Here is a 16,932-nt window from a genome sequence, read left to right as displayed (position 1 = left end):
GATGTCACTGACAGCGAAGAAAATGGGGGGGCAACCGAAGTTGCCCCCCCATCGCGTTGCATCACTAGTGCATCGTGACGCGCGCGCCCTTGGGTACGACCACGATTCCGCCTTCGGAAATGTGGAAACCGCGAGCGCGGTCGTGTTCGTGATCGATGCCGACCTGGGCCCCTTCCTCCACCTGGACGTACTTATCCAGGATTGCGCCGACCACGGTGGCGTTGCGCCCGACGTTGACGCCGTCGAAGAGCACCGAGTCGCGAACCGAGGACCACGAGTTCACCCGCACGTGTGGGGAGAGAACCGAGCCGAGGACCTCACCGCCGGAGATAATGACGCCGGGGGCGATGATCGAATCGAGCGCGTGGCCGAGGCGTTCGCGGTGGCCGTAGACGAACTTGGCCGGCGGCAAGCCGGTGTAGCCCGTGTAGAGCGGCCACTTGTCGTTGTACAGGTTGAAGATCGGATTGACCGAGATGAGATCCATGTTCGCTTCGTGGAACATGTCGATCGTGCCGACGTCGCGCCAGTAGTTGCGGTCGCGGTCGGTTGCACCGGGGACCTCGTTGAATGTGAAGTCGTAAACGCCGCAATCGCCGCCGGCCACGAAGCGGGGCACGATGTCGCCACCCATGTCGTGATTTGACTCGAGGTTCTGTGCGTCCTCGCGCAGAACCTGGTAGAGCGCGTCTGCGCTGACTACGTAGTTGCCCATCGAGGCGAGAATCTCGTTGGGGGAGTCCGGTAGGCCCTCCACTTCAGCGGGCTTCTCGAGGAACTGGCGGGCCATCTTCCGGTTGTTGGGATCCGTGTCGATGACGCCGAAGGAGGTCGACATTTCGATCGGCTGGCGGATGCCGGAAACAGTCATCCCCACGCCGGTGTCGATATGCTGCTCGACCATCTGGGAGAAGTCCATACGGTAGATGTTGTCAGCGCCGGTGATGACAACGTAATCCGGCCGCTCATCGTCGAGAATGTTGAGCGACTGGTAAATCGCGTCCGCCGAGCCGGAGAACCATTCCTTCGACACGCGTTGCTGAGCCGGCACTGGGGAGACGTAGTTCCCCAGTAGGCTCGACATGCGCCACGTCTTGGAAATGTGACGGTCAAGCGAGTGCGATTTATACTGCGTCAACACAACGATCTTCAGGTAGCCCGAATTAACGATGTTGGACAGTGAAAAATCGATCAGGCGGTACGTACCGCCGAATGGGACCGCGGGCTTAGCGCGATCCTGCGTGAGCGGCATGAGGCGTTTTCCTTCGCCTCCCGCAAGGACAATGGCGAGTACTCGTGGAATTGATCTCATGTTTACAACCATATCCGGTTGCGCCGACGAATTTGGCAGTTCTAACAAATTGCTCAAGTTTTGACGATAGTCTTGAAGGTGTTCATCTTCACGAAAGGAATACCGATGAGAGTCGATCTGCTCACTCGCGAATACCCCCCACACGTGTATGGCGGAGCGGGCGTTCACGTCACCGAATTGGCGAAGGTTCTTCGCGCACACGCAGAGGTCCACGTCCACGCCTTCGACGGCCCGCGCGAGGAGGAGGGCGTCCACGGCTATGACGACGTAGCCGAGCTCGCCGGCGCCAACGGCACGCTCAAGACCTTGGGCGTCGACCTTCTCATTGCCGACAAGACGGGTGAGGCGGACCTCGTCCACTCCCACACCTGGTATGCCAACATGGCCGGCCACCTGTCCAAGCTCATGTACGGCATCCCGCACGTCATCTCGGCCCACTCCCTTGAGCCGCTTCGCCCCTGGAAGCGCGAGCAGCTTGGCGGCGGTTATGAGGTGTCGTCCTGGATTGAGAAAACTGCCTACGAGGCGGCCGACGGGATCGTGGCCGTCTCTAACGGCATGCGTGACGACATCCTGCGTTCCTACCCGAACGTAGATCCAGACAAGGTTCGTGTGATCCACAACGGCATCGATCTCGACGACTGGAAGGCTCCGCAGAGCGAGGAAGAATGGGACAAGGCCCGGGAATACTTCAGCTCCTACGGCCTGGATCCGAGCAAGCCCACCATCATCTTCGTCGGCCGCATCACCCGCCAGAAGGGCGTGCCGGGCCTATTGCGCGCCCTGCGGTACGTGCCCGAAGAGGTCCAGGTGATCCTCTGCGCCGGCGCCCCGGATACCCCGGAGATTCTCGAGGAGACCCGCGCCCTGGTGGAGGAGCTGCAAAAGACGCGCGACGGCGTCGTCTGGATCGACGAGCACCTGCCACACGAGAAGATCGTGGCCCTCGAGTCCTGCTCGACCACCTTCGTCACCCCTTCCGTCTACGAGCCTCTCGGCATCGTCAACCTCGAGGCGATGGCTGTCGGCCTCCCGGTAGTCGGCACCGCCACAGGCGGTATCCCGGACTGCATTGACCACGGCGTGACGGGCACACTCGTGCCGATTGAGCAAAAGCAGGATGGCACGGGCACCCCGCTCGACCCAGACAAGTTCGAGAAGGATCTCGGCCAGGCGCTGGCGGACATGGTCGCCGACCCGGCACGGGCCAAGGAGATGGGCAAGGCCGGGCGCAAGCGGGTGGAGGATCACTTCTCCTGGGAGTCCATTGCGGTTAAGACGATGGCCTTCTACGAGGACATCCTCGGCCGGTAAGGCCAGCCGATCAGGCCGGTGGAAGAAGCAACCTTGATGAGGGTCGGCGTGCGACGAGCGCGCCGACCCTCGCGTGAACTAGGCTGAATGATATGGGAGATGTACTTCAGGTAAGCAACGTCGTCGTCCGCCGCGGCGGACGACACATCATCGATGGGATTGACTGGTCGGTCAACGAGGGAGAGCGCTGGGTGGTGCTCGGCCCGAACGGCGCGGGCAAGACGACGCTCATCCGCCTCATTTCCGGGCGCATGCACCCGACGTCGGGCAAGGTCACGATCATCGGCGAGCAGTTGGGCCACACCGACGTCTCCGAACTCTACCCGCTCGTGGGGCTCGCTTCTTCGGCACTCGACCAGCGGATCAACGACGCCGAAACGGTGCTCAACGTCGTGCGTAGCGCGGCATATGGACTCATGGGCATGTGGAAAGAGTCCTATGAGGAGGTCGACGACGAGCGTGCCCTCGGGCTGCTCGAGACCCTCGGGGTTGCCGAGCTGGCCGAGCAGCGGTGGGGCACCCTTTCCTCCGGTGAACGCAAGCGGGTGGGCATTGCCCGGGCCCTCATGCCCGACCCGGAAGTGCTCGTTCTCGACGAACCAGCCTCCGGCCTCGACCTCGGCGGGCGCGAGGAACTGCTGACCTCCCTGTCGCAGCTGGCGGGCGGGATCTATGCCCCGGTCATCGTCCTCGTCACCCACCACGTGGAGGACATTCCGCAGGGCTTCACTCACGGACTGCTTCTCAAGGATGGAAAGGTGGCCGCCGCAGGCGAGCTGGAGGAAGTCATGACCTCCCAGACGCTCTCGTCTATCTTCGGCGTCGACGTCGAGCTCAAACTCGACGAGGGGCGCTACACTGCGCGCGCAAAGGGGTGATAGCTGGCGGTGTCGCATGCGGGAGTCGAGACGTTTAACACGTATAATAAGTACGAATGGCATGCCGACTGAGGAGGTAATCTATGGCGTGGGGTATATGGGCGATCATCACCGTCGCGTTGCTCATTGTGGAGACGATCACCGTTGATTTCCTGTTTATGATGTTCGCTGCCGGGACTCTCGCGGCGCTCTTTGTCTCGCTGGCCTCACCGACGGCCCTTGCGCTACAGATCGTCGTCTTCGGCATTATCTCTACCCTCGGGATCGCCTTCGTCCGCCCCTGGGCGCGCAAGCATGTCAACGATTCTTCGCGCGGCGAGTCAAACGTCTACGCCCTGGCGGGAAAGACGGGCACGGCCCTGACTGACATCACCGCGAACGCCGGTCGCGTCAAGCTCGGCGGAGAGGTATGGAGCGCGAAGACCGACGGCGCATCCATCGACGAAGGGGCAACCGTTGTTATCCAAAGCGTAGAGGGCGCCCGCGTCGTCGTCGCACCTGCCCCCTAAGTGTCCTAATAGAAAGTAGGAGTCATGCCAGAAAGCACAGTTCTGCTCACATTCCTCGCAATTCTGGCGCTGCTAGTCGTCGTCGGCATTGCGAAGTCCGTTATCCAGGTTCACCAAGGATTCACGGTCATTATCGAGCGTCTCGGAAAATACAACAAGACGCTCCGACCGGGTCTGCACTTCCTCATCCCGTTCTTCGACTCGGTCCGCCAACGCATCGACATGCGTGAGCAGGTTGTCCCGTTCCCGCCGCAGCCGGTGATTACGTCGGACAACATCGTGGTCAACATCGACACGGTCATCTACTACCAGGTGACCCAACCGGAGGCGGCCACCTATGAGATCGCCGATCCGATGTCCGCCATCGAGCAGCTGGCCGTGACCACGTTGCGTAACATCATCGGCTCGATGGACATGGAGCAGGCGCTCACGGGCCGCGATCAGATCAACGGCCAGCTTCGCGGCGTCCTCGACGAGGCGACCGGCCGCTGGGGCATCCGCGTCTCGCGCGTGGAGCTGAAGGCGATCGACCCGCCGGCCACCGTCCAGTCGGCCATGGAGCAGCAGATGAAGGCCGAGCGTGACCGCCGCGCCGCGATCCTGACGGCAGAGGGCGTCAAGCAGTCGGCGATTCTTACCGCCGAGGGCGAGAAGCAGTCCGCCATCCTGCGAGCGGAGGGCTCGGCACAGTCGGCCATCCTCGAGGCGCAGGGTGAGTCCCGCGCCATTTTGCAGGTCTTCGACGCTATCCACCGTGGAAACGCCGATCCGAAGTTGCTCTCCTACGAATACCTCAAGATCCTGCCGCAGATCGCCGATTCGCAGTCCTCGAAGCTGTGGATCGTCCCCACCGAACTCACTGCCGCCCTCGACGCCGTCACCAAGGGCTTCACCGGCCGCGCCGGCGACGAGCCGGTCACGGTCAACTTCGACGGGTTGGACGAGGACATCGCAGATTCGCTGGCCTCCACCAGCCTGCAGGACGTGGACGAGGCGCTGGCGAGCGCCCGTGGCGAGGCGACCCGCGCGTCTTCGGAAGCGGAGGAGTCCGGCACCCACTCGGGCAAGCCATTCGACCCACGCGCCGAACTCGGACAGCAGCCGGACGTGCCGGACGCCGACATCCCCGAGCGCCCGGGCGAGTAAAGTATCGCAACAAGGGGTGGCCGCCGATTGGCGGCCACCTTTTGTGTGCCCGCGGCTTTGTGCCACCAGCGCGCCGGTGTGGCAAAGTATGAACCGTGCTCACTTACGTTCATGACCTCTCAGACCCCCGCCTCGACGACTTCTTTCGCCTCACCGACGTCGCGTTGCGTAAGAAGCTGGAGACCGAGCGTGGTCTATACCTGGCCGAGGGGGACAAGGTCATCAGGCGCGCGATCGCCGCGGGGCACACGCCGCGGGCCGCGGTGCTGACGCAGCGGTGGGTTGACAGCCTGGCCGACTTCTTTCCTCAGGACGTGGCGCAGTTCGTCGTGCCCGAAGAGCTCCTGACGGAGCTGACCGGTTTCCAGGTTCACCGCGGTGCGATTGCCTCGATGAACCGGCCCGCGCTGCCGGGGCTGGCGGAGTTCCTCGCACGACGCCCGGATGCGCGGCGGATCTTCATCCTCGAGGACCTCGTCAACCACACGAACGTTGGCGCCATCTTCCGCTCGGCAGCTGCTCTCGGGGTTGACGCCGTGCTGGTGACGGACCACTGCGCCGACCCGCTTTATCGGCGCTCGGTGAAGGTTTCGATGGGGACGGTCTTTCAGGTGCCCTGGACACGCATCACGGACTGGCCCCGTTCGATTGGTGAGCTGACGGACGCGGGGTGGGTGACGGCGTCGTTGGCGCTGTCACACAACGCGGTGACGCTGGAGGAGTTCGCGGCAAGCGAGGCGGCCTCGGGCAAGGTGGCAATGATCCTCGGTACGGAGGGAGACGGGCTGGCCCACGCGACGCTGGCCCACTGCGACTACGTGGTCACAATCCCGATGTCGGGTGGGGTGGACTCGCTGAACGTGGCCGCGACGAGCGCGGTGGCGGCGTGGGCGCTGCGGCCTCACTGACGCTCTTCGACGGCCTTGTACTCGGCGAGGGCGGCCTCGAGGAGGTCGGCGACGGTGCAGTCGAAGACCTTGGCGAGCTTGATAAGAGTGCTCATGCGCGGGTTTGCCGGGCTGTTGGTGCGACGGTCGGCGCGCGCGTGCTCCATGAGCTGGTAATGATTGCGATTGATGTCAGCCGCGAGTGCCACTTGCTCCTGTGTCAGCCCCATCTGTTTGCGCCGCTCAATGAGCGTCTTGGCGAAGGTCGAGGCGAAGGCGCGTTCTGCGGGGGAATACGAAGTCACGGAGCAATGGTCCGTGTTTACCCGGCGCAGGTCAGCAGGGTATACCCGGTGTGGAGAGGGCTGAGAAAAGTTATACACAGTTTTGCTGGTGGGCGTCGGTATCCACATTCGGGCCTGTGGCAAAAACGGCTCGTTCCGATTCTCGACATGATGGTCACGTCGAAGGGAGAGACATGGAAACCATCATTCGTCGATCATTTATTTTTGTCCTCGCAGCCGCGCTATTTGCGTTCGTCCCATTCGCCATTGCCGGCGAGCAGAACTGGACGCGCGTGGCAAGCGAGCCGAGCCGGTGGGGAGCACTTTCCAGCCCGCACGTGCCGATCGGCATCTGCACCGGTGACACCCAGCTGAACTTCAGCTACCAGCCCGGCCTTGAGAAGGCCGACTTCGAAAGCCGGAGCCTGACCCGCGCAGGCGAAGCCTACGCCCAAACGGACGCGGAGAGGGGATGGAATACCTCCATCAGCGCATCCGACACGGGCAAGGTCGCCGCGATACTCGATCTGTGGGGCACCGACGCCGTGGCGGGGATCGTTCCCGAAGCCTTCACTCTCGCCATCCACGAGTTGACCGCCGATTCGCGCGGGCTAACTTCGTCGTCAAATAAGGCCTGGCAGGAACAGGCGCGCCGGCTGCTCGACCTCGCCTCGACGATTGCGGGACCGCACGCGGCCGGCGAGCTGGTCTTCGCAGATGGCCACCTCCGTGGCTTCACCGTGACCGGTCAGGCGGGGGTCGCGTTGCTGGACGTCCCCTTCCGGGCGGAGCTCACCGGCGCCGTGTGGGAATCTACCGGCGAGTCAGTGTTGACGGGGAAGACCGCAGCCGAAGAACAGAGCTTCGCTGTCAGCGCTCCAGCTTTCGGTGAAGTGACAATGAAGGTCACCTTCTCCGAGATTCCCGGCCACTCGTTCGTCACCGGCCATCACGCCGTGGCGCAAGATATGCACATGCGCGGTGAGCGTGGCGTGCTCGAACGCAACGTGGTGTTGCGCGAAGCGCCGGCGGAGACGGCGGTAAAAATCGCCACGGAGGCGAGGATTGTGGAGGACTCGGGCATGATCCGTGACCTCGTCACAGTCAGCGCGGACGAGTGGCCGGCGGTCGAACGCATTCCCGCGACCTTTGACCTGACCGCGCACCTCTACGGACCGTTCGACGAGCGGATTGATCAGCGTGACTCGGTGCCAGACGGCGTGGAGAGCGTGGAAAGCACGACTGTGAGCGTCTTCGCGTCAGGAACCTACGAGGTGACCTTCGACCACGAGCCCAGTCCCGGTTGGTACACCGTGGTGGTGGAGGGTCAATTCCGCGACGTAGGCGACTTTGCGGGTCTTCCGCAGGCGCACGTCGTGATGCCCTTCTTCGAGCCGGCTGAAACGGTGTTCGTCGAGCCTGAGCCGGAACCCACGCCGACGCCGGAACCCACGCCGGAACCCACGCCGACGCCGGAACCCACGCCGGAACCCACGCCGACACCGGAGCCTACGCCGACGCCGACTACGCCGCCGGCGGTCCTCGCGAAGACCGGCGACGCGTCTTTGCCGCTAGCCATCGGGGCCATCGGCATTGCCTGCCTGGGAGTGGCGTTCGTGGCCGGGTCTCGCGCTACATCGAGGAGGCGGTAAATCCTAACTGCCGCCAGGCCTCGTACACTGCGATAGATGCGGCGTTGGCGAGGTTGAGTGAACGCCGGCCGGGCAACATGGGAATTCGGAGCTTCTTCGTGATCCGAGGATCGTCGAGGACCGACTCAGGTAGCCCGGTCGGCTCCGTGCCGAAAAGGAGGACGTCATCCTCGCGGTAAGATTCGTTGGCAAAATTGTTGGACGTGTGTCCGGTGAAGGCGAAGATTCGCCGGTCGGGTCCAAAGTAGGCTTTGGCGTCCTCCCAGGATTTGTGGATGACGAGCTCGGCGAGGTCGTGGTAGTCGAGCCCGGCGCGCCTCAGGTGGGCATCGTCAAAGTTGAAGGCGAGCGGTTCGATCAGATGCAGGCGTGCGCCTGTGCAGGCGGCGAGCCGGATAGCGTTTCCGGTGTTGCCGGGGATCTTAGGTTCATGAAAAACGAAGTCGAGCACCCGCCTAGTGTAACGCGGGTGCTCGACTGCCTGATGGCGGCTAGCGCTGGTATGTCACCGTGAGGCGGGCTCGCGCGAGCGTGTGGAAGACGGTGTGGAAGGCGGCCGTTGCCGGCGTCGTGTCCTCGGGATCAAGCTCGAGGGAGGGGACGTCAAGAGCGTGAACCACGAAGATGTAGCGATGTGGGTGGACGTCGCCCGGCGGGGGAGCGGCCCCGTAGTAAGCGAACTCGTTTGCGTCGTTGCGGATGTGGCTCGCGGCACCCGGGAGTGTGAGGTCGTGTTGGCCGGCGCCCTCATCCAAGCTGGTGACGTCCACGAGGTCCAGTACGATCCAGTGCCAATAGCCCGAGGGTGTCGGCGCGTCGGGGTCGAAGCAAGTCACGGCGAAGCCCTGGGTTTCTGGCGGAAAACCCGACCATTCGAGGGCGGGTGAGACGTTGTCCGCGAAGCCGAGGTGGCGCTCCGGCATGACGCCGCCGTCGGTAAGCGTGGGGCTGGTCAGGGTGAAGGAGGGGACTGCGGGAAGAAGCTCGTAGGGATCTGGGGCGAGGGGACGTTCAAGGTTCATGACGTCATCATATGCGATGTCTGTCACAGGCGGGCAGATTCTTGGCCGCTTGCGCAGGGGTGGGAATTGGACGGTTAGTTTTTGTCGGAGGGCGATTCTAAGATAAGTATCGAACACGTGTTCGAAGGAGGTGAGCGGTGGACAGGCTAGCAATCGCGCGCAAAGCGCTTGCTGTGGCGGAGACGCGCGCAGGTCTGCGCGTCGTGCGTACGCCGGTCGGCGGGGAGCCGAGCGGTGAGGTGGCTTCCGATGCCTTCTCCCTTCCTCGCCATCTTTCGGTGGTCCTGCCACACGGACTCATCCGGCGCGGGGTGGTCAGCGTGGAGGGATCGCCTTTCCTGCTCACCTTCCTTGCGGCCATTCTCTCCCAGCAAAAGGCGTGGATCGCCTTCCTTGGCACTCCGGATGTGGGGTGGGCGTGCGCGGAGCGGCTGGGGATGGAGATGAGCCGCGTCGTGGCCGTCCCACGGGTCGATGTGCAGGGGGCCCGCGTGGTCAGCGCCGCGATCGACGGCTTTGACGTGGTGGTTGTGGGGGACATTTCGCTCGACGCCCGCGAGCGCCGCGTGCTTCACCGGCGAGCGGTGGCCAAGGGCTCGCTTCTGTTGGCGACTAAGTGGCCGCAGGGATCCCTGCGGATTGGTTGCCGGCTGTCCGGGGTACGCGGCTTGGAGGAGGGTCACATCAGCGGCGTTGATTATGAGATCGCCACACGCTGGGGGAGCGTAGCCGTGCGTTACGGGCGGGACGGCTGGGAACCGGTGCGCTACGAGAGCGGCCTGAGCCTTGTGGGAGGCCGGGCATCATGATGCGGGGAAGCGTTTGGATCCCGGACTGGCCGGTGGCCAGCGCCATCATGGCGGGTCGCGCGCTGGCGGAGGAGCCGGTAGCGGTCTATGCCAACCGCGTTGTCTCCGTCAACGGGGTGGCGCATGCGGAGGGCGTCCGGGAGGGGATGAAGCGGCGCCAGGCGCAGTCGATTGCTTCCAGCCTGCGCCTCATCCGGCAGGATCCGGAGCTGGAAGTGGCCAATTTCGAGCGGGTCGTGCGGGTGTGCGAGGAGCACATCGCCTACCTCAGCGTGCTCAAACCCGGCCTTATCACCTTCCTCGCGCGTGGGCCGGTGGGCGCGGCGGGAAGTGCGCGGACGCTGTCGGAAAACTTGGTGGGAGACATCGCGCTCCACACGGGCCTGGAGGCCCATGTCGGATTCGGTGATGGCCTGTTGACCTCCATCTTGGCCGCCAGGAGGGATGCTCACGTCCGATACGCGCGCCCGTTCCTGGATGCCCATGCGGTCGAGGCGATCCTCCACGGCGCGGTCACAGCGCGCTCGAGGGAGCAGATGCGCGCCTTCGTCGAAGCGATGGAAAACCTGGGGGTGCATACGATCGGGGATCTTCGGCACGTGGATCGGGCCGCCCTAGTAACCCGCTTCGAGGCGGCAGGGCGGGTTCTTGCCCTCATTGATGGGGGAGAGCCGGAGCGGGAGGTAACCAGCTACAGCGTGCAGGAGCTGGTGGTTGAGCGGGAGGCGGATCCGCCGCTTGCCAACCTCGACCAGGCAGCCTTCCTCGCACGCGAGATGGCGCAGGAGCTGACCGAGGATCTCACGCGCCGGGGTGTCATTGCCCGCGAACTGACGATCTGCACGCGCGCTAGCGTGGAGCGCCGGCGCACCTGGTCGATGGACGCTGCCAGCACCCGGGACATCTCTGATCGCGTGCGCTGGCAGTTGAGCGCATGGATGTCCGAGGAAAAGCAGGGGATCTGCCGGATCTCGATCATCGCCAGCGTGATCCTTCCGGCCGGCTACGCGCAGGGCACACTGTGGGGCTCGGATCGCGCCAGCACGGACGCGGCCGCGCGGGCGGTAAGCCGCATTCAGAGCCTGCTCGGGGAGGATGCCGTGCTGACCCCGGAGCGCGTGGGAGGCCGCCATCCGCTGGAGGCGCACCAGATGCGGCCGTGGGAGACACCGCCCTCGGACTCCCGCCACCGGAACGATCCGTGGCCGGGCAGGATCCCGGAACCGTGGCCCAGCCTCGTGAAGGAGAATCCGGAAAAGATCGCTGTACTCGACGCGCGAGGTCACGACTGCGCGCTCACCGGGCTGGGCGCCTTCTACTGCGAGCAAGGTTGCCGCGATCCGCGTCCGGCGGCACTGGTTGCGGGCGGAGCCTCGGAGCGGCTCGTTGCGGCGGCGGGGCCATGGCTGCAGGCCACGGGGTGGTGGGCGCCGGGCACACAGCAACGCAAGGCGTGGATGGAGTTTGCCGATTCCCGCCCGCGCGGCTATCTCGTCTACCGCGAGAGCGGGCAGTGGTGGCTGGCGGGGGTGTACGAATGATCCCCTACGCGGAACTTCACGTGCACTCGGCCTACAGCTTCCTCGACGGTGCCTCCATGCCCGCCGATCTGGTCGAACGGGCGGTGGAGCTTGAGCTGAGCGCCTTGGCGCTCACCGACCACGACGGCTTGCCCGGCGTCGTCCAACTGGCGAGCGCCGCGCGACGCCACGGCTTGCCCACCGTCATCGGCTCCGAGGTCACGGTGGGCGGCCGGCCTCGTCCGGGGCAGAAGGATCCGGACGGAGACCACCTCCTCATCCTCGCGCGGGACGCGGAGGGCTACCACGCCCTGTCGCGCACAATCGGGGAGGCGATGCTTGCTTCGGGGGAGAAGGGGTACGCCTCCCACACCCTCGAGTCGCTCGCGGCCGGAGCGAAGAACTGGCAGGTCCTCACCGGGTGCCGCAAAGGTGGGGTGCGCCGTGCGCTTGAGAGTGAGCCGGGGGTGTGGGGGGTGGATGGCGCCCGGAGGTATCTGGACACCCTCACCGCGCTCTTTGGTGCGGACAGCGTGGCGGTGGAGATCACGCACAATAACCAGCCTTTAGACGCCGAGCGCAACCGCCTCCTCGTCTCCCTGGCCCAAGAGGCGGGGCTGCGGGTTGTGGCCACCGGGAATGTCCACGCCGCCCGTCCTTCGGACGCGGTGATCGCGGACGTGTTGGCCTCCACGCGCGCGAATCAGCCCTTGGAGGAGTATCGAAGCTGGCTACCGGCCTGGCCGTCCTACTTGAAGTCGGGCGAGCAAATGCTCGCCCTGCACGCAGAACACCCCGGCGCAGTGGCGGCCGCAGCCGAGATCGGACGGGAATGTTCCTTCGACCTCACGCTCGTCGCCCCACGCCTGCCGTTGTTTCCCACGCCCGGCGGGCACACTGAGGCCAGCTGGCTGCGTCACCTTACCGAGCAGGGCGCCCTTCGCAGGTACGGCAGCCGGCAAGCCCACCCGCGCGCCTGGCGGCAGATCGATCACGAGCTGGAGGTGATCGAGCAGTTGGGCTTTCCAGGTTACTTCCTTATCGTCCACGAGATCGTCTCCTTCTGCCACGGTCAGGGGATCTGGTGTCAGGGGCGCGGCTCCGCGGCGAACTCGGCGGTGTGCTTCGCGCTCGGGATCACGGCGGTCGACGCCGTCCGCCATCGGATGCTCTTCGAGAGGTTCCTGTCCCCCGGGCGTTCCGGGCCGCCGGACATCGACCTTGACATCGAGGCCGGTCGGCGCGAAGAGGTGATTCAACACGTCTACGCACGCTACGGGCGCACGCGCGCCGCACAGGTGGCCAACGTCATCACTTACCGGCCGCGCTCAGCCATTCATGACGCGGCGCGCGCCCTCGGGTATGACGCGGGTCAGGCAGATGCATGGGCGAAGTCGATCGAGCGCCGGTTACCGGCGGGAGGCGTTGGCGTGCGGGGGCAGGCGGCGGAGACATCGACGGAGAGCCCGAAGCGCCGGCCAGGTTTCGATGTGCCGCCGGAGGAATGCGCGACGCCGCATCCGGGGGTACGGTTCGCGCGCCGTTGGGGGATCGAATCCGAGGTGCCGGAACGGGTGGCGGAGATCGCCGCTCGTCTCCAACGCCTACCCCGCCACCTCGGCATCCACTCGGGCGGAATGGTGCTCTGCGATAGGCCGATCATTGACGTGTGCCCGGTGGGGTGGGCACGCATGGAGGGGCGAAGCGTTTTGCAGTGGGATAAGGATGACTGCGCTGAAGCGGGGCTGGTGAAGTTTGACCTGCTCGGGCTGGGGATGCTCAGCGCGTTGCGGATCGCTTTCACCGAGCTCACGGAGCGGGGTGTGCGCGCCGGCAACGGCCAGCCACTGGGCTTGCACAATATCGACCAGGAGGATCCGCGGGTCTATGACCTGCTGTGTGCGGCGGACACGGTTGGTGTGTTTCAGGTCGAGTCACGGGCCCAGATGGCCACCCTACCGCGTATCCGCCCGCGCACGTTCTACGACATCGTCATCGAGGTGGCCCTTATCCGCCCCGGTCCGATCCAGGGCGGCTCGGTGAATCCTTATATCAACCGCCGGCGCGGGCGCGAGCCGGTCAGCTACGCCCATCCGCTCCTCAAAGGCGCGCTCGAAAAGACGCTCGGCGTGCCACTCTTCCAGGAGCAGCTCATGCAGATCGCCATTGATGCAGCCGGCTTCAGCCCGGCCCAGGCTGACCAACTCCGCAAGGCCATGGGTGCCAAGCGCAGTCATGACCGCATGCGCGAGCTGCGCGGGCAGCTCATGGCCGGCATGGCCGAGCGCGGGATCGGCTCGGAGGCGCGCGAGGAGATTTACACCAAGCTGGAGGCCTTCGCCGAGTTTGGATTCCCCGAATCTCACTCCTTTTCGTTTGCCTATCTCGTCTATGCCAGCGCCTGGCTCAAGGTCCACCACCCCGAGAATTTCTACGCGGGCATCCTTGCCGCTCAGCCCATGGGATTTTACTCGCCGCAGACCCTGGTGGCGGACGCGCAACGCCACGGCGTGGCCGTCCTGCCCGTGGATGTGTGCTTCTCAGAGGAACACTCGTGCGTGGAGGTGACGCCGGAACGCCAGGTGCGCCCGCACCCGCTGGTCAGCGCCGACCCGCGCCGAGGGGTGCGGCTTGGCCTGTCGAACGTCAAGGGTCTGCGAGCCACCGGACGTATCCTCGCGGCCCGCGCGGAACGCCAGTTCGATTCGGTGGCAGACCTGGCGCGCCGGGCGCAGCTGTCCACCCCCGAGCTGGAGAAGCTTGCGGCGGCGGGTGCGCTGTCCAGCCTGGGGATGACACGCCGGGAGGGAATCTGGGCGGCGGGGCCGCTCGCCCACACAGGCAAGACGCTCGGAGCTTCCTTTCAGCCCACCATCCCCGGACTTCACGTGGGCGCCACGCCGCCGCCCCTGCCCCACATGAGCCCGGTAGAAGAGAACGTGGCTGATCTGCGCTCTACAGGTATCTCGCTGGCCGCGCACCCGATGGACTTCCTCCGGGCATCGCTGGCAAAGCGTGGGGTGGTGAGCATCGCGGAACTTGCCAACTGCGAGCCGGGGGAGAGGACCAGAGTGGCGGGAATCGTCACCCATCGCCAACGTCCCCACACGGCCTCCGGCATTACCTTCCTCTCTCTCGAGGACGAGACAGGCCTTCTCAACGTCGTGTGCTCGATCGGGTTATGGGAGAAATACCGGCAGGTGCTGCGTACCAGCCAAGGCCTGGTGATCCGCGGCGTCGTGGAGCGCGCGGATGACGTGATGAACGTCGTGGCGGACGGGGTCGAACGTCTTGAGTTAGCAGTCTCGCTCCCGTCCAGGGACTTTCGCTAGCGCATCAGCACGGGGATGTCGGCAGGCAGGAGCGCGGAGACACGGAGAGTCGTATGAAGACAAATGTCGTATAGTCCAAAGCATGGGTCAACTTGTCAGCCGCGGCACGTCCGACTACGGGCGCGCGCTCGGCGCCCTCTTCTGCATCGGGATCGGCGCCTACGCTTTGACGTATGCACCCCAACCGCTCCTGCGCGTCATTGGCGAGGAATACGGCGTGGGAGCCTCGCAGTCAGCCCTGCTGCTCTCGGCGGCAACCTTCGGTCTGGCCACCTCCGTGCTGATCTGGGGAGCGATCACCTCACGGGTCTCCGAACGACGTGTGATCATCGGCGGCCTCGCCGCTGCGGTGCTTGTCTCGCTTATCATCCCGTTCACGCACTCGTGGGGGATCATCGTGGTGCAACGCGTGGTACAGGGGATCGCGCTCGCCGCGCCCTTCACCGCCGCACTCGCCTGGGTCGGGCGGCACGTCGAGCTGGCCTCCGTTGCCCAAGTATCGGGCCTCTACATCGCCGGGACCACCGTGGGAGGAATGACCGGGCGTCTCCTGTCCGGATTTGTCAACGAGATGACAGGCGATTGGCGGATGGGTCTAGCCGCCGTTTCCCTGCTATCGGCCATCATGGGCGGACTCGCCCACCTCCTCCTGCCCGCCACGGAGGGCGGGACTGGCGGCGGTGAGCAGCCGCCTCCGCGCCCGGAGCTCCCGTGGTACAAAAGGCAGCGGCTGGTGGCCTACCTGTTCTCCCTCGTGGGGATGGGAACCTTCGTTGGCCTATACAACGTGGTCGTCTACCGAGTTTCGGAGCCGCCGCTGAGCATGGGAACCTCCGTCACCTCGCTCCTCTTCCTCGGATACCTCGCCGGCACGTTCACCTCCGCCCGGGCGGGGCGGCTCATCGCGAGCATCGGCGTGCGCGGAGCAATGATCGTCGGTACGGTCACGATGGCCGTCGGCGTCGCCTTACTCATCCCGCCGTCGGCGTACACCCTGTGGCCGGGGCTGTTCATCCTGTGTGGCGGGTTCTTCGCGATGCACTCGATACAGTCTGGACGCGCCACGAGCCTGCACCCGAAGCCGGGTATCGGCTCGGGCCTGTACCTCACCTATTACTACGCCGGGTCCTCGCTGGGCGGAATCGGATTTGGCTTGGCGTGGGATCTGGGGCACTGGCCGGCGGCGATGGGCCTAGCGTTTTCCGCGCTTGGCGTCCTTGCGGTCCTCGCACTGCTGACCTCGAACGGGCAACCCGCCTCGCGTTAGGATGTGAGGCAGATGAAAGGGGCGAAGTATGCGCAAGATGAAGACACTGCTGAAGATCGCGACGACGGTGGGGCCGGTGGTATTCGAGGTTGTACGTAACTACGGCCCGCAGATCCGCAAGCTCATCGAGGATAACCCGGACTTCTTCGCTACGTTGAAGGGGCGTCTCAGCGCGCTGGCGGGGACATCCAAGGCCAAGCGCGGCGAACCCCGCATGAAGGCTCGAATCGGGGTGCTTCGCGAGCAAACCACCTACCTGTACGGGACGGCCAACAATACTAGCGTGGCCGAGCAGACAGCAGCCTGGCGCCGCGAACTTGATGGGCTGGAGAACTCCCTGCCCGTCGTGTCCGCCATGAAGGGCAAGGCTCGCCGGGTTAAGATGCGCCAGTTTGAGGAGCGCCTCGACGCGCTGTCGGCTAAGATCGTCGCCCTCACTCTGGAGGACGACATCGAGGACGCGGAGATCGTTGACGGCGAGCAGTAGGTGGCGCGCTAGCGGGCGCGCCACCTACTGCTAGAGCCCGAGCGCCCCGGCGATGTCCGGGTCGAAGAAGTCGGGACCCTTCAAGACCTTGCCGTCCTCGCGGTAGATGGGCTTGCCGTCCGCGCCGAGCTTGGACATGTTGGAGGCCTGAACCTCGCGCAGGACGTCGCTCAGTGGGATGCCGAGCTCGAGGGCCATCCCGTAGATGACGTAGGTGAGGTCGGCGAGCGCGTCGGCGGTCAGGACGGTGTCGCGCGTGTGGTCATCGGCCGCGCGGGCGGCATCGTAGGCTTCCTCGATGAGGGCACGCGCCTTCGCGCCGTAGATGGCGCCGACAAGCTCGGAGAACTCTTCGGCCACCAGGCTCATGCGCATGTGGACGCGTTCGCGGTCGGCGTTCGGCGCGTCAGTGACGATGGGAAGGCCGTAGGTTTCGTGGAACTGGCGGACGAGGTCTTCGGGACGATTCGGATCGGGTGCGTTAGTCATGCCTCCAATCTACCCCTACCTACA

General features: G+C 65.0%; 15 protein-coding genes and 1 pseudogene. 11 read left to right on the top strand and 5 right to left on the bottom strand.

Features of this window, described 5'->3' with window-relative positions; translation table 11 throughout:
- Positions 1-64: 64 nt before the first annotated feature.
- Complete coding sequence (glgC, locus tag J2S45_RS05805) at positions 65-1,312, bottom strand: glucose-1-phosphate adenylyltransferase (RefSeq protein ID WP_307634811.1); 1,248 nt, start codon at positions 1,310-1,312, stop codon at positions 65-67.
- Positions 1,313-1,417: 105 nt separating this feature from the next.
- Here glgC and glgA point away from each other — a divergent pair, with 105 nt between their 5' ends.
- From glgA to J2S45_RS05780, 5 genes are all read left to right on the top strand, one after another.
- Entirely contained in the window at positions 1,418-2,626 is a 1,209-nt protein-coding gene (gene glgA, locus J2S45_RS05800) for a glycogen synthase (protein ID WP_270974641.1), read from the top strand.
- Between the two features lie 92 nt (positions 2,627-2,718).
- The gene (locus J2S45_RS05795) at positions 2,719-3,504 is read left to right on the top strand and encodes an ABC transporter ATP-binding protein (RefSeq protein WP_296931678.1); all 786 of its coding nucleotides are present in this window, start codon (positions 2,719-2,721) and stop codon (positions 3,502-3,504) included.
- 83 nt (positions 3,505-3,587) lie between these two features.
- On the top strand, positions 3,588-4,013 hold the full coding sequence (locus J2S45_RS05790; RefSeq protein ID WP_296931677.1) for an NfeD family protein: 426 nt from the start codon (positions 3,588-3,590) through the stop codon (positions 4,011-4,013).
- 24 nt (positions 4,014-4,037) lie between these two features.
- Positions 4,038-5,159 carry an SPFH domain-containing protein gene (locus J2S45_RS05785; RefSeq protein WP_270974638.1) on the top strand — a complete coding sequence of 374 codons (1,122 nt, stop codon included), beginning with the start codon at positions 4,038-4,040 and terminating at the stop codon, positions 5,157-5,159.
- Positions 5,160-5,254: 95 nt separating this feature from the next.
- On the top strand, positions 5,255-6,067 hold the full coding sequence (locus J2S45_RS05780; protein ID WP_270974637.1) for a TrmH family RNA methyltransferase: 813 nt from the start codon (positions 5,255-5,257) through the stop codon (positions 6,065-6,067).
- Here J2S45_RS05780 and J2S45_RS05775 read toward each other — a convergent pair.
- Positions 6,061-6,351, bottom strand: coding sequence for a helix-turn-helix transcriptional regulator (locus J2S45_RS05775; protein WP_270974636.1), 291 nt, complete (start codon positions 6,349-6,351; stop codon positions 6,061-6,063). The two genes, J2S45_RS05780 and J2S45_RS05775, sit on opposite strands and share 7 nt — an antisense overlap.
- A gap of 173 nt (positions 6,352-6,524) precedes the next feature.
- Here J2S45_RS05775 and J2S45_RS05770 point away from each other — a divergent pair, with 173 nt between their 5' ends.
- Positions 6,525-7,982, top strand: a complete 1,458-nt coding sequence (locus J2S45_RS05770) for a hypothetical protein (protein ID WP_307634810.1) — start codon at positions 6,525-6,527, stop codon at positions 7,980-7,982.
- Here J2S45_RS05770 and J2S45_RS05765 read toward each other — a convergent pair.
- Positions 7,963-8,433 carry a tRNA (cytidine(34)-2'-O)-methyltransferase gene (locus tag J2S45_RS05765; protein WP_270974634.1) on the bottom strand — a complete coding sequence of 157 codons (471 nt, stop codon included), beginning with the start codon at positions 8,431-8,433 and terminating at the stop codon, positions 7,963-7,965. The two genes, J2S45_RS05770 and J2S45_RS05765, sit on opposite strands and share 20 nt — an antisense overlap.
- A gap of 40 nt (positions 8,434-8,473) precedes the next feature.
- On the bottom strand, positions 8,474-9,004 hold the full coding sequence (locus J2S45_RS05760; protein ID WP_296931672.1) for a YbhB/YbcL family Raf kinase inhibitor-like protein: 531 nt from the start codon (positions 9,002-9,004) through the stop codon (positions 8,474-8,476).
- Between the two features lie 137 nt (positions 9,005-9,141).
- Here J2S45_RS05760 and J2S45_RS05755 point away from each other — a divergent pair, with 137 nt between their 5' ends.
- From J2S45_RS05755 to J2S45_RS05735, 5 genes are all read left to right on the top strand, one after another.
- The gene (locus J2S45_RS05755) at positions 9,142-9,813 is read left to right on the top strand and encodes a hypothetical protein (protein WP_307634809.1); all 672 of its coding nucleotides are present in this window, start codon (positions 9,142-9,144) and stop codon (positions 9,811-9,813) included.
- Positions 9,810-11,354, top strand: coding sequence for a DNA polymerase Y family protein (locus J2S45_RS05750; RefSeq protein WP_307634808.1), 1,545 nt, complete (start codon positions 9,810-9,812; stop codon positions 11,352-11,354). The genes J2S45_RS05755 and J2S45_RS05750 overlap by 4 nt, the downstream gene beginning before the upstream one ends.
- The gene (locus tag J2S45_RS05745; protein ID WP_307634807.1) at positions 11,351-14,665 is read left to right on the top strand and encodes an error-prone DNA polymerase; all 3,315 of its coding nucleotides are present in this window, start codon (positions 11,351-11,353) and stop codon (positions 14,663-14,665) included. Before J2S45_RS05750 ends, J2S45_RS05745 begins: the two co-directional genes overlap by 4 nt.
- A gap of 82 nt (positions 14,666-14,747) precedes the next feature.
- Complete coding sequence (locus J2S45_RS05740) at positions 14,748-15,932, top strand: MFS transporter (protein ID WP_307634806.1); 1,185 nt, start codon at positions 14,748-14,750, stop codon at positions 15,930-15,932.
- A gap of 28 nt (positions 15,933-15,960) precedes the next feature.
- Positions 15,961-16,419, top strand: coding sequence for a hypothetical protein (locus tag J2S45_RS05735; protein WP_296931664.1), 459 nt, complete (start codon positions 15,961-15,963; stop codon positions 16,417-16,419).
- Between the two features lie 30 nt (positions 16,420-16,449).
- Here the strand turns inward: J2S45_RS05735 and J2S45_RS05730 are convergent.
- Positions 16,450-16,881 (bottom strand): annotated as a pseudogene (locus J2S45_RS05730) (pyrophosphohydrolase domain-containing protein); the annotation flags it as partial.
- Positions 16,882-16,932 lie beyond the last annotated feature (51 nt).

This window comes from Trueperella abortisuis (genome assembly GCF_030811095.1).
Lineage (GTDB): Bacteria > Actinomycetota > Actinomycetes > Actinomycetales > Actinomycetaceae > Trueperella > Trueperella abortisuis.
This window is presented reverse-complemented; position numbering and strand designations above follow the sequence as displayed.